Genomic DNA, 22,008 nt, shown 5'->3' with positions numbered 1-22,008 from the left:
CCTCATTTGCACCGCCGCCCTGACGCTGTCACTGAGTGGCGGCGTGCAAGCAGCACGTAGCCTTGAGCAAGTTCGCTATGCGCTGTTTCAGGACGGCCAGGCGCAGGTCGAAGAAGACCTGCGCCATCTGGCAGAACGTGGCGACCTGGGTGCCACGCGCTTGCTTGGCGAAGTGCTGGCCGGGCGTAGCCCGGGCAATGCCATGCAGGCCATCACTTTGTTCAAGCTGGCATTTGCCGACGGTCGCGGTGATATCGGCGCGCTGATCCCACTGGCACGCCTGGTGGACTACAAGCCGCGCTTGCGCGAGGCCAACCGAACCTATATTCGCCAAGCGCTCGAGCGCTTCGCCACAGGTCGTGACTTTATTGCTGTCGATACGCGCCTCGAGGTGTTCCTGGTCTACCCGGAGCTGTTTCAACCAGCTGAGGTTGCACGGCTGATCGAACTCTATGACCGCGCCTGCCTGCTGTACTGCCACGCCCCGCTGTATCGCGCTGTTGCAGCGGTGCATATCGGTGATCGAGCGGATGCCGAGAAATGGTTCAAGCTCGCCGTTGAAAGCGATACACGGGCGGTGTATCGCTACTACGAGTTCCTCGGTGAAGAACGCAATTCGCGCTTTCGCGTCTTCGCCACCGAATTGAGCCCACGCATGCAGGCACTGCCGGTTGATCTGGTGCACCGCATTGGCCAGCAACTGACCAACGTGCGCAACGCCGAAATCAGTGCCTACAACAACAGTCGCCCGCAGAACCGTGCGGATACGCCCGAGGAAGTAAAAGCTCGCGACCTCAAGGCGCAGGCACACGCCAGCCTGGTCGAACAACTCGACCGTGAAGTCCTGCAGTGGCTGGACAATGCCATTGCGCGCGACTTCGGCCCGGCCATGCTGAGTAAAGCCGGCTTCCTGATGACCGCCCCGGACCGCTATGGCCCAGAGCCGGTCGAGGCCCTGATCCAGCGCCTCGAACAACGCCAAGGTGAAAACCTGACCCTGAGCATGGCCGAGCGAGAGCAACCGATCACCCCGCAGCGCATAAAAGCCTTGCGCGCCAGTTTTCACCTGGTGCTCTGGCGCACGCTCGACCCACTGTTGAGCCAACGCCTGATTGCCGAACTGCAGGCCGAGCACTACGAAGAAGCCGTGCTCCTCGAAGGTGACCTGTACAGCCAGGGCGGGCTGGACGAGCCCGACCAGGACCGCGCCCTGGCGCTGTACATGCAAGAGGCACAGAAAGGCTCCGCCAACGCCCTACTACGCATCGCCAGGCTGTACACCTACGGCCGTGCCATCTGCCGCGATAACGCCAAGGCCTACACCTTCGCCTATGCCGCCCACGAACTGGGCGACCAACGCGCCACAGACCTGATGCTGGCCCTGCAGACGCGCATCACCCCACAGCAACGTGATGTAGCCACTGCCGACGGCAATCGCCTTATTGAGGAATCAGCACTGTGAGACTCAACATCACCTTCAGCCCCATGACACTGGTGCTGGCCTGCATACCGCTGGCCGCGCTGCATGCCGAAGAAACCGCCGCCCCCACGCCGGAGTTGGAGCCCGTTACCTCGCTGGTGACCCACAAACTATTCCTGCGCAGTGGCTACGGCCCTGACGAAACACGCCTGGGCGAAGATCGCCGCAGCTTCTTCAGCCTGCGTTACGAGCCGTCCTACCGCTGGTACTCACCCGAGCAACGCTGGGCGAAGTGGGAAGCGTTCGGCCGTTTGTGGCTGAACTACGACACCGACCCGAATGCACTGCAGGACACCGAGGGCAACAGCGACAGCCAGTCGAGTCGGCGCCACGCCTATGCTGAAGCCCGCGAGTTCTATGTGCGGCGTAACCTGTTGGGCGACGACCCGCGCTTCTCTCTGACCTTCGGCCGCCAGCGCTTCAGTGATCGTTTTGGCATCTGGTGGGACGACAGCCTGGAAGCCCTGCGCCTGGACTACAACGACACTTTCGCCAGTGGTTTTGTCGCGGTTGGCGAAAAATTCTATTACTACAACTCGGACGACAACCGACTCGATCCGCGCGACAAGAAGATTCGTTATCTGATGGCCGAGTACGCCTGGCGCTGGCATGCCGACCATTGGCTAGGCGCTCGCCTACTGCACGAAGACGATTACTCGGGCAGCTCACGGGCTGATCGCCAGGACTTCGACGGCCTGCGCTATGGCGTATTCCTGCGCGGCGACACACGCCAGCTGACCTCCCTGATCAGCGACTACCACCTGGAAGTTGCCGCTCTCGACGGCGACCTGGAAACCACGCAAAGCAATGGTCTGCGCACGAGCGGCGACAAGACAGGCTGGGCAGTAGTGGCTGACATCGGCAAACGCTTTGACACTCTGCCGTGGACCCCGCGGATTGCCCTCACGGCAGGCATAACTGACCGCCCGGATGACAGCGGCAACGATGGTTTCAACCTCAATCGCATTCAATCCGATCGGCGCAACGATCCGCTCAGCTACAGCAGCCGCCTGGTCAGCAACCTGGTCGGGGTCAACCTGAGCAACCTGGCGTTCTATGGTGTGGCGCTGGAAACCCAGCCTACTGATCGTACTGCGCTGGATGTGCGCCTGAGCGACCTACGCCTGCGCAACAGCACCGCCCAGTTGCCGCTACGCGTCACCAGCACCGAAGGTGAAGCCCCCGGTGGGCGCTCATCCCATCTGGGCCAAGCCCTGGACATCAACCACTACTGGCGCATGTTTCCGCTGGCCTATGACGGCAAGCGCGTGCAACTCAACACCCTGACCAGCCTGAGTTACTTCCGGGCCGGCAGTGCGCTGGAGATCGGTGACGACTACCAGCTGACCCTGGGCATCACCCTGAGTTACTGACCGAGAGAAGCGCCAGCATGATCTTCGCCTCCAACGTATTTCTGTTCCTGTTTCTGCCGATGTTCCTGCTCTGCTATTACATAGCCAAGGACCACTGGCGCTCGTACGTGATCGTGCTTGGCAGCTACCTGTTCTATGCCTGGTGGCGCCCAGACTTCCTTCTGCTGTTCGTCGCCATCTCGTACTGGAACTACTGGTTCGGCCTGCGCATCAAGGCGCGGATGGATGCTGGCGAAAAGAAAATTGCCTTTCGCCTGCTAACCGTCGGGGTCATCGGCAACCTGGCCACCCTGGGCTACTTCAAATACGCCAACTTCGGTGCCGACGTGCTCGTCGCAGTACTGGAGCCGCTGGGCATCAATACCTTCACCCTTGAACACATCATCCTGCCGCTGGGGATCTCCTTTTACGTATTCCAGGCGCTGAGCTATATCGTCGACATCTATCGGCGTAATGCAGAACCTACCGAACGCTTTGTCGACTTCGCGGCCTACATTGCGCTCTTCCCGCAACTGATTGCCGGGCCAATTCTGCGTTACAGCCTGATCGACAAACAGCTCAAGCAGCGCACCCACTCCATGGAGTTGTTCTCCCTCGGCGCCTGTCGCTTCATGCTCGGTTTTATCAAGAAGGTGCTGATTGCCGACTCTCTGGCACCAATGAACACCCTGTTTATCGGCGGCGGTGGCGAGTTGCAGATGGCCGATGCCTGGTTCGGCATACTTATTTCGGCCCTGCAGTTGTATTTCGACTTCTCCGGCTACAGCGATATGGCCATCGGCCTGGGCATGATGATGGGCTTTCGCTTTGCGGAGAACTTCAACCAACCCTACATCGCACAAAGCATTACCGAGTTCTGGCAACGCTGGCACATGACCCTGGCCGACTTCCTGCGCGACTACGTGTATATGCCGCTGGTGCGTAAACGCCTGGTCGGCATGCTCACCGGACTGGTTATCACCATGATCCTATCCGGGCTCTGGCACGGGCCAAGCTTCGCCTTCATCTTCTGGGGGCTGTTCTTCGGTATCGCCATGGTGCTCGAACGCAAACTGGGCATCGCGACCAAGGTCACCACGCCTTACAACTTCTGGCGCAATGTGCGCTGCATGCTGCTGCTGGCCTCCTGCATGCCGCTGTTCTTCACCGGCAACCTGCCGCACAGCCTGGAAATCTACCAGGCCCTGATCGGCCTGAATGGTTTCGGTTCACTGGACATGTATTGGTTTGGCACCTCAGCCATGACCCTGACGTTCACCCTGATTGCGCTGCTGTGGATCGTCATCGCGGGTGGCATCAACATTCGTTACTACGCCGGAACCAACAAAGATCAGTACTTCATGCAGCGCGTCAGCGGACTCAGCGCATTGCTGTTGTGGACAGGTTTCCTCCTGACGCTCAGCCGCCTGGCAGCCAACTCCTTTTCACCTTTCCTGTACTTCCAGTTCTGAGGATGCACCCATGTTTCCCGTGATGAACTCGGCCAGCAAGATCAACGGCATCCTCTTCTGCGTGATGCTGTTTGGCATGTTCCTGTACTCCCTGCCGGCGGTTTTCGGCTTCGCCGGCACTCAGACCCAGGCCATGTCCCTGTTTCTCGACGGCAAACTGGTACGCCAGTTTGAGCAGTACTATGACAAGCGCCTGTTTCTGCGCGACCCGTCCGTCAAACTGTGGGCCAATATCCAGCATGCGATCTTCCGTGAAGGCGCCAGCGGCGTTGTACTGGGGCGTGATGGCTGGCTGTTCACTAACCAGGAATACCTGGTGCCCAATGACCTCGAGCGCAACCTGGATAAGCAGCTGGCGCAGATCAGCAAGGTTCAAGCGCAGCTGGCGCAGCAAGGCAAACGCCTGATTCTGCTGCCCATCCCGATGAAGCTGGACACCTACGCCCAGCACGCTGCCTACGCGCCCACAGCGCAGCTCACCGGCCTGTATGAGCGTTTTAGCGAAGAACTGCGCGAGCGCGGCATCGACACGGTAAACCTGCGCAGCGCCTATCTGTCAGCGGCGGCGGATGAGCAGCTGTTCTTGCGCAACGACACCCACTGGAGCCCGAAAGGCGCCGAGCTTGCCGCACAGACCCTGGCGCTGCAGTTCCCCGAGTTACGTGCGGATACGGCTTACGCCACCCGCGCGGTCAGCGAAAAGGAAGTGCTGGGGGATTTGCTCAACTACCTGAAATTCGATCCTCGACTTGCCCCCGCCTACTTCGAACCCGTGCATATCAGCCTCTACGAAACCCTGAAGCAGGACCAAAGCATTGCCGCCGACAGCCTGTTCGGCGACGAAGGCCTGTCACTGGCACTGGTGGGCACCAGCTATACCCGTATCGACGACTGGAACTTCATCGGCTTTCTCAAACAGGCGCTGCAACGTGACCTGATCAGCGTTGCGCTGGAAGCACGCGGGCCGTTCCAGTCCATGGATGAGTTCCTCGCCAGCCCAGCTGCCGCAAGCAGCGACCTGCAAACCATCATCTGGGAATTCCCCCTGCGCACTCTGCTCGCCCAGCGCCAGATTCCCTCGGCCTTGGCCACCCCAACCACTGCACAACACTAATTAGAGGTGCTTTTATGCCTGTTTCCATATTTCGCGCGTTGAGCGTACTGCTCCTGACATTCAGCTGGGGCATCAGCCAGGCCGCCCAGGACGGTAATGCCGACCTGTATGACGCAGTGGCTCCAGCCAACTCGGCATTTGTCCGCGTGCTGAACCTGAGCGAACGCAATATCGAAGTCACCCTCAGCGGCAAGAACAAACCCCAGGCCGTCACCAGCGGCCAATTTGGCGGCTATCGCTTCGTTGCGCCGGGCAAGCAGCGAATTGCCGTGGGCGACAAGGCACTGGAAAGCGAGCTGAAAGCCAACACCGCAAGCACAGTGATCTACCGTGACGGCGAACTGCTGCTGATCGCCGACCAGTTCGTCAATGAACCACGCAAAGCGCAGATCGCGTTCTACAACCTCACCGAGAAGCCCGCTGCATTGAAGACAGTCGACGGCCAACACGTGGTGGTGGAGATGATCACCCGCGACCAGACCGGCAGCCGCATGGTCAATGAGCTGAAGATCGCTTTCGCCGCTTATGCCGAGGCTGACAAGCTGGCCAGCTTCGATGAGTTGTTCCTGAAAAAGGGTCGCTCCTACAGCTATGCCCTGCTGCCCGCAGGCAATGGCTACCGTGCGATTACCCTGGCTAACAGTATCGACCCCACCGAATGAACCCTGGCCTGGCGGTTATACAAGTGAGCGGACGATGAACCCGACGACCATGAAACGCTATTTCTCGCTGGCTCTCGGCAGCCTGCTCGCAACCTGTGCGCAAGTCGCTTTGGCTGCCGCTCCGGCGGAGAAAAAGGAAGAGTGCACGGATCTGCAGTGCCTGATCTGCCCTGGGCTAAGCTCGCCGGACGAGTACGCAGAAGGCAACATGAAGCTGCTCAAGCAAATCGTGCCAGGCCGTGATCGCTGGCTGTTTCGCTCGGAAGTGGACCTGACCAACGACTTCGGCATCCCTGCCGCAATGCAGCCGGAGTTCGCCCGCTTGATGCGCGCCTTTGCCAGCCACGGCACACAGGTCGCCATGGCAATACAACCAACCCGCGGCCTGATGCACCGCGCCCAGTTGCTGCCAGGGCAGACACACGGCTTTGACTATCAACTGGCCAGCGGCAATCTGAGCCGGTTCCTGCAGCAGATGCGCGATGCTGGAGCCATTGTCCCGGACATCATGAGCCTGGTGGAACAACCGCCGAAGGACTTCTTCTTCCGCCGTGACCACCACTGGACACCCGTTGGCGCGCAGACTACCGCCAAGGTCACCGCCGATGCCATTCGCCAGCACCCGGTCTATGCCCAGCTACCGCGCAAGGGCTATACAACCGAACAGAGCCTGACCCTGTACAAAGACGGCACCCTCAATCTGGGCTTGTCGACCATTTGCGGTAACCACTTCGGCTACCAGTTCGTGCCTGGCTACCAGACCGTCCCGGAAAGCAACGATGCGGCCCAGTTGTTCGAAGAGCAGCCAGACCCGGAAATCGTCCTGGTCGGTACCAGTAACTCCGCCGCCCGTGAAGATGAAACCAAGCAGTTCAACTTCGACGGCTTTCTCAAGGATTACCTGGGCAGTGACCTGATCAACTACGCCCTGCCCGGTGCCGGCCAGGACGGTTCGCTGCTGGAATACCTGCTCTCGACCAATTACAACCCGGACAAGGCGCCCAAGCTGATTGTCTGGGAACTGCCCGCCAACTACCGCTTGGACGGCGAGCTGACCTACCGCCAGCTGATCCCGGCCGTGAATGGCGGCTGTAAAGCCAGTGAGAACGTACTGGAAGGCAAGATTGAGCGCCCGAGCATGGCCCTCAATGATCGCCTGGAACTGCTCAGTAACGCCGGCGAAGGGCGCAAGGCCCTGAAAGGCCTGGACGCAGTGCTCGACATCCGCATCAGCGACCCCAACATCAAGAACTTCTACATCATTGCCTATTACGACAATGGCGCACGCGACAAGGTGTGGTTCCGCCGTGAAGCCATCGTCACGGGCGGCCAGTACTACCTGGAGCTCAGCCGCGCGGCAGAGTTTCGTGATGCCAACCTGCTGTCGGTGTTCCTCGAACCGACTCAGGTCGTCGAGCAGCCGTTCCAGGTTGAGACAAAACTATGCCTTTGAGCACTCCGACCCGCCGCATGGCGCTAGTCCTGCTGCTCGCTAGCCCGCTGAGCGCCAGCGCCGCACAATCGATCTGGGCTAACCAATCGACCGCAGCGGCGCGACTGGTCACGGACTACCGCAGCGAGCGGTGCCCGAAAAAACCGCCAGCCGCCTATACCGGACATCTGCAACTCGACAGCAAGTACGACCAGCGCGACGCGAGCAAAACCAAGCTGGTTCAGCGCCAGAGCAAGGACACCCAGCGCATCCGCAAACAGGTACAACAGTACATCGGCGGCCTGGTCAAAGCCGGCCAGGTGTTCCAACGCACCCGCAAGGCCAGCGAAGCCAATACCGCACTGGCCTGCCTGGATCAGTGGCTGGATGCCTGGGCCAACCAAACCGCGCTGCTCAGCGATGATGCCAGCAAGACCGGCGTCGCTTCGCGCAAATGGGCTCTGGCCGCCATCGCCTCGACGTTGCTAAAGGTGCAAGCCCTGAGTGATCAGCGCTACCAGCTGAGCGAGGCCCAGGCGCGCTGGCTTGGCCAGCTATCAGACAAAGTGGTCGCGGAATACGAACCGCGCCGCTATGACCCTGGCATCTACTTCAACAACCACGACTACTGGGCGGCATGGGCTGTTGCGGCCACGGGCATGCTGCTCAACGATGACAAGGCGCTGGCATGGGCCGATGTTGCCTTGCGCCGCGCCTTTACCCAGCTCACCCCAGGCCAGGGCGATTACGACTATCTGCCACTGGAAGTCGCACGAGGCCGCTTGGCAGCCGACTACAGCCACTACGCGCTGGTACCTCTGGTGCTGTTGGTGGAAGCCGCCGAACTGAACAACCGCTCGCTGACTGTGCAGGAGCGCGAGAAACTCGCCCGCCTTGCCAACTTTGCCGCCCGCGCCGTACTTGAGCCTGACACCCTGGTGGAACTGACGACGCGCCAGGAGGATGTCGGCGAACACAAGATGGTCTGGCTACTGCCCTTCCTCAGCCGCTACCCGCAGCACCAGTGGGCCCGACGCATGTACCAGGAGTACGGCGAAGACATAAACCACTACAGCCAGGTAGGCGGCGACCTCAAGCCGCTTTACCCCCAGCTCAACTGACCCAGGATGGAACCCATGTCACAGGCACTGTCCTTCTGCCGCTTCCTGCTGTTGGCGACCAGCTTCGGCTGCAGCCTCGCAGCCCAGTCCGCCCCGGCCGCACTGCACACGCTGGATCCGCAATGGCAGCAACAGCAACAGCAAGAGGTTCGCCAACGCACCCTGAATGCAAGCCAGCCGCCGGCCTTCGACCTGCGCGCGCCAACCGCGCGCGGCAGCGCCAGCCTGGAGCCGATGTACTCTGCCCAGGCCGGCAGCTGGCCTTTCGAACCCTTTGTGCATAACGGCCTGTTCCGGGCGATTGCCGGTTACCAGGCGCAACATCCTCGCGCAGTGGTAATCCGTGGCGGCGCCGTGACCTTGGCGCAACTGCAGGCCCAGCTGAACAACCCGCAGGTCCTGCGTCGCCATGAAGACGGTTACCTGCTCAGCTACCCGTTGATGATTGCCGAAGATGCCGCCCTGCTGATCGACAACCAGGTGCTGTACCTCTTCGGCCCCTCCGGCACCGCACTGATCAACCAGGGCCTGCTGCGTGCACAAGGATCGCGCCTGGAAAGCTGGAGCGACGGGCGCGCCCTGGCCACCGACCGCCCCACCCGCCCCTTTATCATGAACTGGGCCGGCAGCCGCCTGCAGGTTGATCATTCGCAGCTGGTAAAAATCGGCTACAACGCCAACTTTTCCCGCGGCATCAGCAGTGGCCTGAGCACTCAGCAATCGCCAAGCAGCCCGGCAGCCCGCATCGAAATAAGCAACAGCCACTTCGACGGCATGTCGACCCCACTTGAGCTGCGCCACAGCGACGCACTGATCCGCGATAACCAGTTCAACAAGCAGCAGCAATACGCCATTGACCTTGGCAACAGCCGCTTCTTGATCGCCGACAACCGTATCGACGGTGTGCAGCACAACAGCGGCATCCGCATCAGTGGCAGCAGTAGCGGACGTATCCAGAACAACCTGATCTTGCACACCGGCAAAAGCGCCATCGAAGTCAGTGATCAGGCCGGCGCCCTATTGATCAAGGGCAACCGCCTGGGCGCCTCGAATGGCTATGGCCTGATGCTGCGTCGACTCAACGGCAGCGCAGCCTTGCTGATCGAGGACAACCTGATTGCCAATAGCCGACTGAGTGCCATTGATGCCGGAGAGCTGAACGGCGCATTCATCCTCGGTAACCGCATTCTGTCGACGCCGGAATACGCCATCAGCCTGCGTAACGCCAAGCTGACTGCCGGGCAGCTGGTGATCACCGGCAATACCCTGGAAGGCATCGGCAAAGCCATGATCCGCGTAGAAGGAATGCAGAATACGGTGCTCGGGAACAATCACTACCGCGCCAACCCGCTGCTGCAAAACCTGCTGACCGGCGATCTGCTACCCCTGCAAAGCCAGGTGCTCGACAGCACGGTGCGGCGTAACTGCCACCTGCAGATTTCCCAGAGCCTGGCCGGGGCAGCCGACACCTCAGGCGCCCCCATCTGCAACAACTGAGTTCCTGAGGCAAAGGCACAGCGACAGCAGGATTGAGCTGCGCCCGGCCCTCGGGCAAGCTGAGCGGCATGGATAATCCCGACTTCCCCGATGACGCCCAGCAGACCGAGCGCACCCGCGCCACGGTGATGCGTTATCACTACAGCTGGAAAGACCGCGACCTCGACGCGGTAATGGCGCTGTATCACCCGGATATCCAGTACCACGACTTCTTCCAGCAGCGCTGCATGGGCTTTGCCGAGCTGCGCGAGTACGTGCGCCACAACCTGCCGCGCCAGCCCGGTGAAGCCCTGGAGCACACCGACCGCATCCGCATCGACGGCCATACCGCGTTTATCCAGTACCGCATCAGCCTGCACGGCAGCGGCGGCCTGCTGGCGTTTCGCACCGGCGAGGCGATTACCGTGCGCGACGGGCTGATCTGGCGCATCCATGAATACGCCACGCTGATGCGCGAAGAGCGCGAGCTATCCGCAGCCAGTGATTCCCGCCCAGTCCTTAGCCGCCTCGGTCTTAGCGCCCGCCAGCTGGGCCTGCTCGCGCAGGACCTGGAAGACTATATGCAGCGCGCCCAGGCCTACCTCGACCCGCAGCTCAGTTTGCCGCAGGTCGCCGCAGCCACCGGCTACAGCCGCAACCAGATCTCCCACCTGCTCAACCAGGTGCTCGGCCAGAGCTTCTACCGCTATATCAACCACAAGCGCTTGCAGCACCTGCTCGCCAGCCTGGAGGCCGGCAACGACCTGCAGCGCATCGATGAGCTGGCCTTCGCCGCTGGGTTCAATTCGCTCTCGGCCTTCTACAGCTGCTTCCGCCGGCACACCGGCATGTCGCCCAAGGCCTACCTCAAACAAATTTCCTTGCGGGCACGCACACAAGACAAGCCCTGATCGACCTCCTAGTCTCTGCGCAGAGTTATTAACTGCCGGAGATCGACGATGAGCCCATGGCGCTCCCTCAGCCTGTGGATGGATCAGCTGGACGAACCGCTGACCGCCCGCCCCGCGCTGACCGAAGACCTGCACGCCGATGTAGCCATTATCGGCGCGGGCTATACCGGCCTGTGGACCGCCTATTACCTCAAACGCAAAGCACCACAGCTGCGCATCGTCATCCTCGAAGGCGAGATTGCCGGTTTCGGCGCCTCCGGGCGCAACGGCGGCTGGCTGATGGGCAACCTGCTCGGCCAAGACAACCTGCTAGCCGACCATCCCAGCGCCGCGCGCCAGAGTGCCTATGCCCTGCTGCACGGCATTCCCGATGAAGTCGCCAGCGTGCTGCAGCGTGAACAGATCGCCTGCGATTACCGCAAAGCCGGGGTGCTGTATTGCGCTGCGCGCTACCCCGAGCAGCTGACCAGCCTGCGCCAGCACCTGGCCGAGCTGCGCGACCTGGGCCTGGATGAACACGACTACCGCTGGTTGACGCCCTTTGACCTCGGCAAGCAGTTGCAGCTGGCCAACGCCTTCGGCGCCATCTACACCCCGCACTGCGCGACCATCCAGCCGGCCAAACTGGTGCGCGGCCTGGCGCGCTGCGTGGCCGCTATGGGCGTCGAGCTGTATGAGCAAAGCCGGGTGATCGACTGGCAAACCGGTCTGGTGCGCACCGCCAGCGGCAGCGTGCGCGCTGACTGGATCGTCCCGGCTGTGGAAGGTTACGCCGCCAGCCTGCCGCCCCTGGGCAAACACCAATTGCCGGTACAGAGCCTGCTGGTAGCCACCGAGCCACTACCAAAGGAAGTCTGGGCCGACATTGGCCTGGAGCGCGGTCAGGCCTTTAGCGAGAACAGCCGCCAGGTTACCTATGGCCAGCGCAGCGCCGACGACCGGCTGGTGTTTGGCGCCCGTGGCGGCTATCGCTTTGGCGGCCAACTGCGCCATGACTTCAACCTCAGTGAGGACGAGCGCGACCTGCGCCGTTACCTGTTCGGCGAACTGTTCCCGCAACTCAAGCAGGTGCGCATCACCCACGCCTGGGGCGGCAACCTGGGTATGGCGCGGCGCTTTCGCCCACACATGCTGGTGGACCGGCAGAGCGGCATCGCCCTGTCCGGTGGTTACGGCGGCGAAGGCGTGGGCGCCAGCAACCTCGGCGGGCGCACCCTGGCGGATCTGATTCTCGACCAGCAGAGCGAGCTGACCCGCCAGCCCTGGGTGCTCGGCGACCAACCGCTCAACCGCCTGCCGCGCTGGGAGCCGGAACCCCTGCGCTGGCTCGGCTACAACGCGATCATCCAGAGCTTCGTGTACGAAGACCGTGTGCTGGCCAACCCAGACAGCGCGCCCTGGCGGCGCAAGCTGGCCAGCAGCCTGGCCGGCACCATGGAAAAATTCATGCGTTAACGGAGAGTTTCATGAGCATCGAACACTTCAAGAACACCGCCCAAATGCCCCTGACGGACGTCAGCCCGGTCGCCGTACCACTTAGCGAGCCGGTGGCCATCACCAGCAGCCAGGGCATCGAGCATGCCGACGGCGTCGCCGCCGGCATCTGGGAATGCACACCCGGACGTTGGCGCCGGCAGATCGCCCAGCAGGAGTTCTGCCACTTTATCGCCGGCCGCTGCACCTTCACCCCGGATGGCGGCGAGCCCATGCAGATCCAGGCCGGCGATGCCCTGCTAATGCCGGCCAACACCTTCGGCGTGTGGGACATCACGGAAACCGTGCGCAAGAGTTTCGTCCTGCTCAAATAACCCGGCCCAGCGCAGGCCAACGTCATTCACCTGCTACTGCCACTTCGACAACACCGATAAAAACGATGAGGTACTCCCATGCTGAAGAAATTGCTTCCTCTGCTGCTGCTCAGCAGCGTCAGCCAGGCCGCAGAAACCGTGCGCATCTACAACTGGACCGACTACATCGCCCCGGACACCCTCAAGCAGTTCGAGCAAAGCAGCGGCATCAGCAGCCACTACGACGTCTACGACAGCAACGAAACCCTCGACGCCAAGCTGATGGCCGGTCGCTCGGGCTATGACGTGGTATTCCCGTCCAATCACTACATGGCCCGGCAAATCCAGGGCGGCGCACTGAAGAAACTCGATAAGAGCCGCCTACCCGGCTGGAACAACCTCAACCCGATCCTGATGAAAGCCCTGGAAACCAACGACCCTGGCAACCAGTACGGCTTCCCCTACCTGTGGGGCAGCACCGGCATCGGCTACAACGTGGCCAAGGTGCGCGAAGTGCTCGGCGAAGATGTGCCGCTCGATTCCTGGGACCTGATCTTCAAGCCCGAATACCTGGCCAAGCTCAGCCAGTGCGGCGTGGCGATTCTCGACAACGGCCCGGAGCTGCTGCCGATTGCCCTGCATTACCTGGGGCTGCCGCACCACAGCCAGAACCTTGAGGACTACCAAAAAGCCGAAGCCTTGTTGCTGGAGATGCGCAAGAACGTGCGCTATTTCCACTCGTCCAAATACGTCGGCGACCTGGCCAATGGCGATATCTGCATGGCCGTGGGCTTCTCCGGCGACATCATGCAGGCCGGCAACCGCGCCACTGAGGCGAACAATGGCATCAGCATCAACTACGTGATCCCCAAAGAAGGCACGCCGATCTGGTTCGACATGGTCACCATGCCCGCCGACAGCAACAACGAGCAGGCCGCCTACGCCTTTATGAACTACCTGCTGCAGCCCGAGGTGATCGCGCAGATCACCAACCACGTGCAATACGCCAACGGCAACAGCGCCGCCGACAGCCTGGTCGACCCCAAGCTGAAAGCCGATGCCACGGTCTACCCACCGCAGGACGCGATGGCCAACCTCTACGCCCTGGAAGCCATGCCGCTGAAGATCGATCGCGTACGCACGCGCATCTGGAGCAAGGTCAAAAGCGGGATCTAAGTCGTCGTAGGTATAAATTCACAACCCATAAAAAGCCCCCGCCAGCATAAGTTGGCGGGGGCTTTCCAATCACATCACCCTTAATTCTTGGCTGCCGCCTAAAAGCATACCGCCCAATACGGCTAATTCAACGGCCCCGCGTTATACAGCGCACTCCACGCACACTGGTAGCGCTGCGTGTTTAAGTTGTAGAAGTTGAAACGATTGCATTGATCATCGTAATTGTAGGCGCCCACTGAAATACGCATTGCACCTAAATTAACGCCCTGCAATGAAACATAACGACCGTTGTATAAAAGTGAAAAATGCAAGTGCGGCCCCGTTGAACTGCCGCCTTCGCAAAGTGCGGCATTACGGTTACCGGCGTAGTTCCCTAGTTTTGTATTAGCCGTGATGGTTTCCCCATTACTCACCCGAATATTATCCATATGGTAATAATTGGTCGCCCAACCATTGGCATTGGTTACCCTCACCTGGCAACGGGATAAGACGCTGACGCGGCCACCATGCGCAGCCGCCACGCTGTAAGTCGACGCGCCCCAACCCGGCCAGTCATAGGACACGTCGATGGATGAGTACGGCGAACCCGACCCGGTGTGGGAATGTGCGCCGTTTGATTTCCAGGAATAGCCCTGATACCAGGGTAATTGCAGCATGTTGGTCGGCGGCAGCGCATTAGCTACTAGCGCGATTTCTCGACTCGATTCAACGTTGCGCAACTGTTCAGGAGGCGTACTAAACAGCTGGGCAAATTGTTGCGTAAAGGCCTGCAGCGGCGGTGTCCGCGTCAGTAGCACAGGTTCACTATTGGCGTCCTGCAGCAAACCTAACAGCGCGGCGCTGGCACCATTCAAACCCCCTATATCTTTAGCGTGTCGCCGTTGGTAGGCCTCAAAGCCGTAGAACCGTTGCGATAACTGCTGCAAGACATCGCGCAACTGCCCGGCAAAACCAGTCGCCGTCGACAACTGCGCAAAAGGCGCCTGCAACTTCTCCTGGCTGGGCGCAGACATCAGCCCGCTTTTAATCTCCATAAGCGCCAGCACAACCTTAGGGTTGATGCTGTAGTAACCGCTCCAATGGGCTATCAGCTCCTGCTTGTCACGTAGCAGAGGCGCATGCACCGCAAGATAACCGGCAAGGTCAAACGCCTCGGCATCGCGCCCATACAGAAACAGCGCGTTGCTAAAACGCACGTCACCGCTTGCTGGCATCAGCCGCTGTATCTCTTGCGCAGAGTAATTAAAGGCCGGCTGGTGTATTTCACTGGCTGTAGCATCTGCATTTATCCAGCCCGCGCCCAAGCAAGAAAAAACCACAAGATTAAAAGCCATACGAGTGCGTCCATTCATCATGTAACCCTTCCCTGTTAATAAACCAACACTATTAATACCTGAGCAAAAACAAAGCATGCACGCATATTAAAATCGCGCAACACTTATATCTACAGATACAGCACAGGTACTCGGATAGTAGACAGCATGCGTTAATCGGCAAGAAATAAAGCCATTAGAAATAAAACAATTTGAACTAAACGCTAGATTGAAATGATTGTAAGGAAAACCTGACGCCACGTTTAGCAAATACACCGCAGCGAATTACAAAAGAAGAAATCGGCAGATCTATTTGACTATGTAGCAATTGCGTATTGCGCTGCGGACAGCCTCGGCTGAGGAAAAAAGCAAGGAAACCCGACAGCCATGCCACTGCCTCTCAGGTTTGGTATGGAAACGCTTGGCTGACAAAAGACTGTAACGGCGATCAGTTCGAGACCTCGCGCACATCCTTGCAAGATGCCCTCACCGATAAAAACCCAGTGCAGCGCGCAGCCCATCACAGCGTGAAACGGGAAAACCGTTACGCAACAGCTGATAGATAGATTTCGAAATGAGACGCTCATAAATCCGCCAAAAATACGGCGACAAAACAATGACGAGCGGTAATTACCGACCGATCAGTCCCTCGATACTCTCGGCCCAAGCACCCGACAGGTATCGCGACAAACGTCGCTAATGGAGCTGTATGTAATTGGAAATGCCAGGTGCCCCGACTGCCGTTCTGCCATCGGAGTAGCCACCATGATCGACCTCACCACCTGGAACCTGACCATCCCTGTCGGCGTCCCTGCGACCACCATTGAAACACCCGCCCTGGCTGGTGGTTATCAGGATCACTACTTCCAGTCGAAAGACGGCACCATCAGCTTCTGGGCGCCGGTCAACGGCACGACCACGCCCAACTCCGAGTTCCCGCGTAGCGAAATGCGCGAAACCTTCGCCAATGGCACATTGCGCAACTGGACCTACTCCGCCGCCACCAACATTCTTAGCGCCACAGCCAGGATCACCCAGGTGCCTTCAACCGGCCTGGTCGCCTTCTCCCAGATACACACCAAACAGAGCTCTGCGCCACCCCTGATGCTGGGCTATCAATATGTGGCACAAACAGGCTACGGCAATGTGGTGATTGCCTTTCGCGGCAAACCCACCGATAGCGACTCACAAAAAATCGTACTGTCCAGCAAGATCAAGCTGAATCAGGACTTCAGCTACGAAGTGCACCTGGCCAAAGACGGCACTCTGAGCATCGGCATGATCGAGCCCGGTGGAGCGATCAAACGCTGGCAGGGAAAGCTCAACACAGCATGGAAAAGCCACCAGCTGTATTTCAAAGCCGGCATCTACACCCTGGACAACAGCGGCTATGAAACCGAAGCAGGCGGTGCGACGTTCAAGCAATTGAAAATTGAACATCGATAAATATAGAGCGACACAATGAAAAAAGGCCACTATTCATCTAAAAGTGGCCCTTCTAACTGCGGGGAAAACTCGGACTTATTCTAAAACCCCAAGATCTTCCAGCGAGGCAGGAACATCACCTTCTTCGTCGACCAGTTTAATTGCACAGCCACCAGTAGAAGGCTGCTGAGTAAGCGTATATTTTTTATCTCGCACAGGTATAAAACTTATACCTGCAGAGCATTCAGAAATAGAGCCATAAGAACCATAAGCGGCTGGGCGAGCTAGAAGATAGCTCGCTTTAAAATACTTACGCTCGCCTGCGGGTACATATACGGATGCTGACTGCCTTGCAAAATTCCCGTGTTCGATAAGCCGCCCTGATCCTGCAGCGCTTTCAAAACGCGGGTTATCAAACATCCACAACGACTGCCTTTCACCGGGGGCAAAAGATATTTTGGTATAGGTTATTTTGGCGGCGTTAGAAGTATCCGCCATAGGCGGCATATCTTTGACACAACCTTGCAAGCCGATAATAATAAACAAGCAGAACACATTCTTCATATAAACCCCAAATTAATATTAGACCACCGGCCAAACACTGAACTCGAAATCACAACCCCGCAAAACCCAAGCGCTGCAATCCGGCCAAACTAGGCCCATTCAAGAATAAAAATCAAGAATTTATCACTATAGTTGAGGCAAGCATATCCCCAAGCCGTTTCCTGGAACTGGTGAATATAAAAACCCAGTCAATAACACCAAGAAAGGGTGTTGTTATATTGCGCAAAACCGATTGAAAAACATTGCAGTCAATATAGCTAACATCACTGACAACGGCTATTTTTAACATCCGTTTCCCGATGCTTTGCCCTTTAGGCATTGCATCAGAAAGGAAATAGTAGCTACCTCCGACGACAAGAGCTGAAAAAACATCAACCTGACCGGATAATGACAGAACCTCAACAACATGCAGAGTCACGTAAAACAGGGAAAAGGCAATTATCGCATCAATTAACTGCGCAACCAGACGTTTTCCAGGGCTGGCTAAACTTATAGAAAATTTGCCATCAACACTTCCATCAATCAAGCTCATATCCATCACCCATATTTAATATTATATAAATCCGCAAAGAAACTTAACGAACGAACTCAAAATAGATCGCAGCAATTGAGCCACAACCACTTCCCCAGAGACCTGCAGGGAAAATTCTTCTGACATTCATACTAAGAATGCACTCCGCTTCAAAACTTACCCATGGCATCAATCATTCGTTCAACTAAAGAGGATAACTAAGCGAAGTATCTGTCAGTTTTTTTCTAGAGCAGACCGCTCACCTATCTGTTCTCAAACGTTTTAGAACACACCGTCACCCACACCACGCGGAACGAACAACGGTAGCGGCGCACGCTGAGCAGCAGGTAGCTCAGCCGCAGGCACATAAGCAGCCGCAACCGAGCCGGACAGCACTGAGGCCACACTCTCGGCGGCCAGCAGGCGCGTCAAGATGGACTTTCCTGTCACCGTATAGTCGCCGACACCCTCTGAGCCTGAAACAGGCGACGATGCCAGGCGCTGACCCGCCTCATCGTACACATCGACTGCCAGAACGTAGGTCAGCACCGTTCCCATAAAAACTTCGCTCTTCCACTCTTTGATCCGCACAGTCAGCAGCTGTCGGCCAGTACTGGAAGCCTGAGCACTTGGTGAGGCCACAGCCTCAGCTGTGCCACCAGCCTGCTTGATCCCACCGATGATGGATTGCTGCAGATCCTGCGCCAGGGACTCACCGCTACGGGTCTTAACGTCATAGGGAATGTAATAGCTGCCACGAACAAGCCCTACATAGTTGGCGGTCTTGCTGCCATTCAAGACGTAAGCCCGCTCATCTACTACTGCCACCTCAATAATCTTGGCCGGCTTAGCGCCTACTTGCGGATATATCTGGGAATAATCGACTTTGCTACCGAAAGCACAACCTGTAAGACATGCAGCGGCTAGAGAAATGAACAAAAAACGAGAAAGCATATAAGACCTCAAACCGATGAAAAACACAGACCGCAACGAGCCATTATTAAATGGCCCGCTACGCGGCCTGAACTAATAACTAGATTAATTACTACGGAGTTTTAGCGAGTGCTGCTGGCGAACCCAAACCCATAACTTTACGGACATCAGCCAAGCAGTAATCAACCGACTGAGACAGCTGAGAGCGAAGCCCAGTACCTTGCTTAAGCTCACGATAGGACGGTGCTTTGTTGGTGTCTTCATAGACCGGCGTATATGAACAAGCCTTTTCAGCCAACACCGTTTTCGCTTTGCGATCTATCAGACGCGCGTGCACGCTGTAAGCCACTTTGTAGTTATTAAAGTCGGATACGTAGTAAATGCTGCCCCACCCACTGGTGCGCATATCCAGAATATAATCAGCCTGCGGATATGCTGCGATGACCTTATCCAGGTCAGCAGACTCAACTGCAGCAGCGGCATGAGCAACCGTCATCTTCTGTGCAGCAGCCAACTCATCCGCTAGCTGCTTGGCCATATCCAGCGCTGGATCTTCAATCTTGTTATCGCGAATCATGCTGTTGCCATTGGATATCGCTGTCGCCACACCCAACAAACCAAACTGCACATTAACCGGTGTTTGTGCAATGAAATCTGGCAACTCGCTATAGCGCGAATAGCCCAATGTCTTGCCCTGAAGCTGACCAGCATCAGCGCCAGCCAACTCTTTTGGTTTAACCGTAGAGCAACCGACTAACGAAACCAGCACAGCGGCCATCAGAAAACGCACCAACATAAACAACCTCGAATTATATTTACAGCCTAGACAACGTTAATTTACAACTACAGCACCGAGCAAAACCCATTACCACTTAACTTACTGAGCAACCCGCCGCTCGGTAAACTGATAGTCAGCCTGACAGTCCGCCGACGGGTCTTTAACCGTATTCTCATAATGAACAGTATCCGGCCCGTGGAAGGTGTAGAGATAAACCTCTGGCTGGCCAACACCCTCAGTTTTGAGTTCACTTCGACCATTGGCGGCTGTCCAGATGCCACGCTCTGCCTGAATTAGCTGGGTGCGCGCCTGGTCGCGGAAGAAGATGATCTCAAAAGAACCATCCGCCCTAAATGCCGACTTCCAGGCCAGGAACTGACAAGCACTCCCCTCTTCGCGCAAACCTTCCCAGTTACCAACCAGCCGCTCATCCAGCGGTTGCGACAAACGTCCGCTCGCACATCCTGTAGATAGCAGTGCAGTTGCTAATAACGCGAAAATAGAAAAACGAAACACCATGTTGATGTACTCCTTTAGAAATGTAGTATTCGGCTCACTCACGAAATGTGGACGGATTTATTTTCCCACGTGAGATAACGCTGATTACTCTCAGCAGCAAATACCATCCGATGGCTATGGTTACGCCGCACAACATGGTGCGGGAAGTTCGGTAAACGACGCGCCCCATCCTAGGTATAAGTAATCCTCCACCCATGGAGCTTTTAGGTTAGCTAAATCAGGGAAATAAATTTACCCCCTTTATCGTCCCCTTTTTACATCGTAGTCTGCCCCTATTACTTCTCGCAAAAGTTCCTAAAGAATTTATAGCTCTAATCACATAGCGATTCTTATATTTAAACAACGGAGGAACTAAACTAATCCTGGCTTTTTCCTCCGCCACTGCGTTACTTCAAGAGCAAGCGCTTGACCTTAGAAAACAGCCCCGGGGGCGGTGGTGGCATCCAGCCTTGGCGAAGGAAGTCATACTCGACGTCATAAAAATCCAGCGGCTCAATAGGAAGCAACTCCATGGGCACCAAGGGGTTCTGAATTTGTACTTCAATGCCTCGGTACCAGCACAGTTTGGCGTGGACGACGGCAAAGCCTGCCAAGAACTGGCCTTCCAACTCGTTGACCGATTTGATCTTGGCTTGGTTTTCGATCAAGGCTTGCAAGCCCTCTTTGTCTTGCTTGAGCAGTAAAGTGAAGAAGTCTTGCTCGGCTTGGGAAAGTGATTTGTCGTGTTTGCGGCCTTTTTTGGCCACTAGGGCAATGGTTTCGCGCAAGGCGTCGTCATCGCGGCGCAGCACCAGTTGGAATTGGTGCCAATGGAAATGCGGCGTTTTGACGTCATCTTTTGCTTTGAGTTCAGTATGGGTTAGCCAGTCGTAGATTTCTGGGCTGTCGCTGAGCAGGCCGTACAAAAATGATCCGTAACCTGCAAAGGGATCGCCGCCAGGTTCAGCCTCTTTTTGGCTGGCTATCAAGAGCTTACAGGCTACGTAGAAGTGCTGTTTCAAACCTTGTATATCGTTTTCAACGAAAAAAGACTTAAGGCCACGGTACCTTGGTAAATATGAAGCAGAATAGAGTACACAACCCCACTTTAATTTATGGTGGTTTTCTATATCCTTTTTTAGTTGCTCTTTTGAATGGTCATTCTGTAAGTGGACTACTTGCGTCAACCACTCTTCACGCGTTTCCTTCATTTCACTCATGGCTTCACCTTCACGATGACCATGCCGTTGCTGTTAACACCAGAAACCACGGTCGTGAGTTTTCCTGCGCCTCTCGCTGCCAGGATTTTGTTTCCTACCTCCATCTTGGCAGGATCATTCGTGGCTTTGAGTGCCTCAGCCCTGCTAACAATCCACTCATCAGACATTTGAGTTCCCAAGTCGGTTGATTTGTTACCACTACTCAACTTAATTGATCCATTCGCACTGAGCGGTTTGACCTCGTTGACGATCACCTGATTACCTTTGACGTAAACCCCATCAAAGCAGTTGGACCCGCACTTACCATCAAGGACTTAAAAAGGGGACAGATTTATTTAATGGCGCCCAACCAACGAAAAATAAATCTGTCCCCTTTTTCCCATCTGAAGCCCTTTAGAAATAGGAAGCTCGCAAGGATCTATGTCTCCATATTCATCCGGACTCATATTCCAAAGAGGATGGCACTGATAGTCCGCCATCAATTTTATATTTTTCACTTAACGCGCCCCTTGGGTTTGCGCCGACGACAAAAGCAGAAAAGGGGACAGATTTATTTAATGACACCCTCACCAACCGAAAAATAAATCTGTCCCATTTTTCTGTTAATCATCTTTAAACTTCTATGTATTTTTCACATACCAACTCATACGAAACGTCAACATCGTCCACATCAACCAATACTACTGACCACAAACGCCCAAACTCAAAAGCGACCCGCAAATACAACTCACGGGCTCCTTGCGTGTGATCAAGCCGCATCTCCAACACGGTTTTAGGTGCCCC

21 protein-coding genes are annotated in these 22,008 nt (G+C 57.0%); 13 read left to right on the top strand and 8 right to left on the bottom strand.

The genetic code is table 11. From position 1 onward, the window contains the following. The first annotated feature begins 43 nt into the window (after positions 1-43). The 12 genes from Q8O69_RS12845 to Q8O69_RS12790 all read left to right on the top strand — a co-directional run bounded on the left by Q8O69_RS12845 (position 44) and on the right by Q8O69_RS12790 (position 13,983). Positions 44-1,462 (top strand): sel1 repeat family protein, encoded by a 1,419-nt coding sequence (locus Q8O69_RS12845; protein ID WP_305592693.1) that lies wholly within the window; start codon positions 44-46, stop codon positions 1,460-1,462. Continuing rightward, positions 1,459-2,853 (top strand): alginate export family protein, encoded by a 1,395-nt coding sequence (locus Q8O69_RS12840; protein ID WP_305592691.1) that lies wholly within the window; start codon positions 1,459-1,461, stop codon positions 2,851-2,853. Before Q8O69_RS12845 ends, Q8O69_RS12840 begins: the two co-directional genes overlap by 4 nt. A gap of 17 nt (positions 2,854-2,870) precedes the next feature. After that, positions 2,871-4,304: an MBOAT family protein gene (locus Q8O69_RS12835; protein ID WP_305592689.1), complete on the top strand. Its 1,434-nt coding sequence runs from the start codon at positions 2,871-2,873 to the stop codon at positions 4,302-4,304. A gap of 10 nt (positions 4,305-4,314) precedes the next feature. Continuing rightward, complete coding sequence (locus Q8O69_RS12830) at positions 4,315-5,418, top strand: alginate O-acetyltransferase (protein WP_305592687.1); 1,104 nt, start codon at positions 4,315-4,317, stop codon at positions 5,416-5,418. Between the two features lie 14 nt (positions 5,419-5,432). Then, positions 5,433-6,080 (top strand): alginate O-acetyltransferase AlgF, encoded by a 648-nt coding sequence (locus tag Q8O69_RS12825; RefSeq protein WP_305592685.1) that lies wholly within the window; start codon positions 5,433-5,435, stop codon positions 6,078-6,080. A 34-nt stretch (positions 6,081-6,114) separates the two neighbouring features. Continuing rightward, on the top strand, positions 6,115-7,533 hold the full coding sequence (locus Q8O69_RS12820; protein ID WP_305592683.1) for an alginate biosynthesis protein AlgX: 1,419 nt from the start codon (positions 6,115-6,117) through the stop codon (positions 7,531-7,533). Beyond that, complete coding sequence (locus Q8O69_RS12815; RefSeq protein WP_305592681.1) at positions 7,524-8,633, top strand: polysaccharide lyase; 1,110 nt, start codon at positions 7,524-7,526, stop codon at positions 8,631-8,633. Before Q8O69_RS12820 ends, Q8O69_RS12815 begins: the two co-directional genes overlap by 10 nt. 15 nt (positions 8,634-8,648) lie before the next feature. Then, the gene (locus Q8O69_RS12810) at positions 8,649-10,130 is read left to right on the top strand and encodes a right-handed parallel beta-helix repeat-containing protein (protein ID WP_305592679.1); all 1,482 of its coding nucleotides are present in this window, start codon (positions 8,649-8,651) and stop codon (positions 10,128-10,130) included. Positions 10,131-10,198: 68 nt separating this feature from the next. Further along, complete coding sequence (locus Q8O69_RS12805) at positions 10,199-11,020, top strand: AraC family transcriptional regulator (protein WP_305592677.1); 822 nt, start codon at positions 10,199-10,201, stop codon at positions 11,018-11,020. Between the two features lie 48 nt (positions 11,021-11,068). Beyond that, the gene (locus Q8O69_RS12800; protein WP_305592676.1) at positions 11,069-12,475 is read left to right on the top strand and encodes an FAD-binding oxidoreductase; all 1,407 of its coding nucleotides are present in this window, start codon (positions 11,069-11,071) and stop codon (positions 12,473-12,475) included. An 11-nt stretch (positions 12,476-12,486) separates the two neighbouring features. Further along, entirely contained in the window at positions 12,487-12,828 is a 342-nt protein-coding gene (locus tag Q8O69_RS12795; RefSeq protein WP_305592674.1) for a cupin domain-containing protein, read from the top strand. 78 nt (positions 12,829-12,906) lie between these two features. Beyond that, positions 12,907-13,983, top strand: coding sequence for a polyamine ABC transporter substrate-binding protein (locus Q8O69_RS12790; RefSeq protein WP_275962197.1), 1,077 nt, complete (start codon positions 12,907-12,909; stop codon positions 13,981-13,983). Between the two features lie 122 nt (positions 13,984-14,105). On the opposite strand, the gene Q8O69_RS12785 is transcribed toward Q8O69_RS12790, so the two are convergent. Further along, entirely contained in the window at positions 14,106-15,317 is a 1,212-nt protein-coding gene (locus tag Q8O69_RS12785; RefSeq protein WP_305592672.1) for a M23 family metallopeptidase, read from the bottom strand. Positions 15,318-16,061: 744 nt separating this feature from the next. On the opposite strand from Q8O69_RS12785, the gene Q8O69_RS12780 reads away from it, so the two are divergent. After that, positions 16,062-16,742, top strand: a complete 681-nt coding sequence (locus Q8O69_RS12780) for a polysaccharide lyase family 7 protein (protein ID WP_305592670.1) — start codon at positions 16,062-16,064, stop codon at positions 16,740-16,742. Positions 16,743-16,817: 75 nt separating this feature from the next. Here the strand turns inward: Q8O69_RS12780 and Q8O69_RS12775 are convergent, their stop codons facing one another. The 7 genes from Q8O69_RS12775 to Q8O69_RS12740 all read right to left on the bottom strand — a co-directional run bounded on the left by Q8O69_RS12775 (position 16,818) and on the right by Q8O69_RS12740 (position 21,479). Further along, the gene (locus Q8O69_RS12775) at positions 16,818-17,285 is read right to left on the bottom strand and encodes a hypothetical protein (RefSeq protein WP_305592668.1); all 468 of its coding nucleotides are present in this window, start codon (positions 17,283-17,285) and stop codon (positions 16,818-16,820) included. 112 nt (positions 17,286-17,397) lie between these two features. Then, on the bottom strand, positions 17,398-17,817 hold the full coding sequence (locus Q8O69_RS12770) for an RDD family protein (protein ID WP_305592666.1): 420 nt from the start codon (positions 17,815-17,817) through the stop codon (positions 17,398-17,400). 261 nt (positions 17,818-18,078) lie between these two features. Then, positions 18,079-18,750: a hypothetical protein gene (locus tag Q8O69_RS12765; protein WP_305592664.1), complete on the bottom strand. Its 672-nt coding sequence runs from the start codon at positions 18,748-18,750 to the stop codon at positions 18,079-18,081. Between the two features lie 91 nt (positions 18,751-18,841). Beyond that, the gene (locus Q8O69_RS12760; RefSeq protein ID WP_305592662.1) at positions 18,842-19,525 is read right to left on the bottom strand and encodes a hypothetical protein; all 684 of its coding nucleotides are present in this window, start codon (positions 19,523-19,525) and stop codon (positions 18,842-18,844) included. 81 nt (positions 19,526-19,606) lie between these two features. Then, positions 19,607-20,026: a hypothetical protein gene (locus Q8O69_RS12755; RefSeq protein ID WP_305592660.1), complete on the bottom strand. Its 420-nt coding sequence runs from the start codon at positions 20,024-20,026 to the stop codon at positions 19,607-19,609. 386 nt (positions 20,027-20,412) lie between these two features. Continuing rightward, positions 20,413-21,225, bottom strand: coding sequence for an Imm49 family immunity protein (locus Q8O69_RS12745; protein WP_305592658.1), 813 nt, complete (start codon positions 21,223-21,225; stop codon positions 20,413-20,415). Beyond that, the gene (locus Q8O69_RS12740) at positions 21,222-21,479 is read right to left on the bottom strand and encodes a hypothetical protein (protein WP_305592656.1); all 258 of its coding nucleotides are present in this window, start codon (positions 21,477-21,479) and stop codon (positions 21,222-21,224) included. The genes Q8O69_RS12745 and Q8O69_RS12740 overlap by 4 nt, the downstream gene beginning before the upstream one ends. Positions 21,480-22,008: the final 529 nt, after the last annotated feature.

This window comes from Pseudomonas sp. (assembly GCF_030690725.1).
Lineage (GTDB): Bacteria > Pseudomonadota > Gammaproteobacteria > Pseudomonadales > Pseudomonadaceae > Aquipseudomonas.
The sequence above is the reverse complement of the archived record's forward strand: the minus strand, read 5'-3'. Positions and strand labels throughout refer to the sequence as shown.

Coding starts and splice junctions, on each gene's coding strand:
- Q8O69_RS12835 (WP_305592689.1), top strand. CDS start 2,871: ATGATCTTCGCCTCCAACGTATTTCTGTTCCTGTTTCTGCCGATGTTC.
- Q8O69_RS12800 (WP_305592676.1), top strand. CDS start 11,069: ATGAGCCCATGGCGCTCCCTCAGCCTGTGGATGGATCAGCTGGACGAA.
- Q8O69_RS12810 (WP_305592679.1), top strand. CDS start 8,649: ATGTCACAGGCACTGTCCTTCTGCCGCTTCCTGCTGTTGGCGACCAGC.
- Q8O69_RS12805 (WP_305592677.1), top strand. CDS start 10,199: ATGGATAATCCCGACTTCCCCGATGACGCCCAGCAGACCGAGCGCACC.
- Q8O69_RS12820 (WP_305592683.1), top strand. CDS start 6,115: ATGAACCCGACGACCATGAAACGCTATTTCTCGCTGGCTCTCGGCAGC.
- Q8O69_RS12765 (WP_305592664.1), bottom strand. CDS start 18,750: ATGCTTTCTCGTTTTTTGTTCATTTCTCTAGCCGCTGCATGTCTTACA.
- Q8O69_RS12775 (WP_305592668.1), bottom strand. CDS start 17,285: ATGAAGAATGTGTTCTGCTTGTTTATTATTATCGGCTTGCAAGGTTGT.
- Q8O69_RS12825 (WP_305592685.1), top strand. CDS start 5,433: ATGCCTGTTTCCATATTTCGCGCGTTGAGCGTACTGCTCCTGACATTC.
- Q8O69_RS12755 (WP_305592660.1), bottom strand. CDS start 20,026: ATGGTGTTTCGTTTTTCTATTTTCGCGTTATTAGCAACTGCACTGCTA.
- Q8O69_RS12745 (WP_305592658.1), bottom strand. CDS start 21,225: ATGAGTGAAATGAAGGAAACGCGTGAAGAGTGGTTGACGCAAGTAGTC.
- Q8O69_RS12760 (WP_305592662.1), bottom strand. CDS start 19,525: ATGTTGGTGCGTTTTCTGATGGCCGCTGTGCTGGTTTCGTTAGTCGGT.
- Q8O69_RS12830 (WP_305592687.1), top strand. CDS start 4,315: ATGTTTCCCGTGATGAACTCGGCCAGCAAGATCAACGGCATCCTCTTC.
- Q8O69_RS12780 (WP_305592670.1), top strand. CDS start 16,062: ATGATCGACCTCACCACCTGGAACCTGACCATCCCTGTCGGCGTCCCT.
- Q8O69_RS12785 (WP_305592672.1), bottom strand. CDS start 15,317: ATGGCTTTTAATCTTGTGGTTTTTTCTTGCTTGGGCGCGGGCTGGATA.
- Q8O69_RS12795 (WP_305592674.1), top strand. CDS start 12,487: ATGAGCATCGAACACTTCAAGAACACCGCCCAAATGCCCCTGACGGAC.
- Q8O69_RS12790 (WP_275962197.1), top strand. CDS start 12,907: ATGCTGAAGAAATTGCTTCCTCTGCTGCTGCTCAGCAGCGTCAGCCAG.
- Q8O69_RS12770 (WP_305592666.1), bottom strand. CDS start 17,817: ATGAGCTTGATTGATGGAAGTGTTGATGGCAAATTTTCTATAAGTTTA.
- Q8O69_RS12815 (WP_305592681.1), top strand. CDS start 7,524: ATGCCTTTGAGCACTCCGACCCGCCGCATGGCGCTAGTCCTGCTGCTC.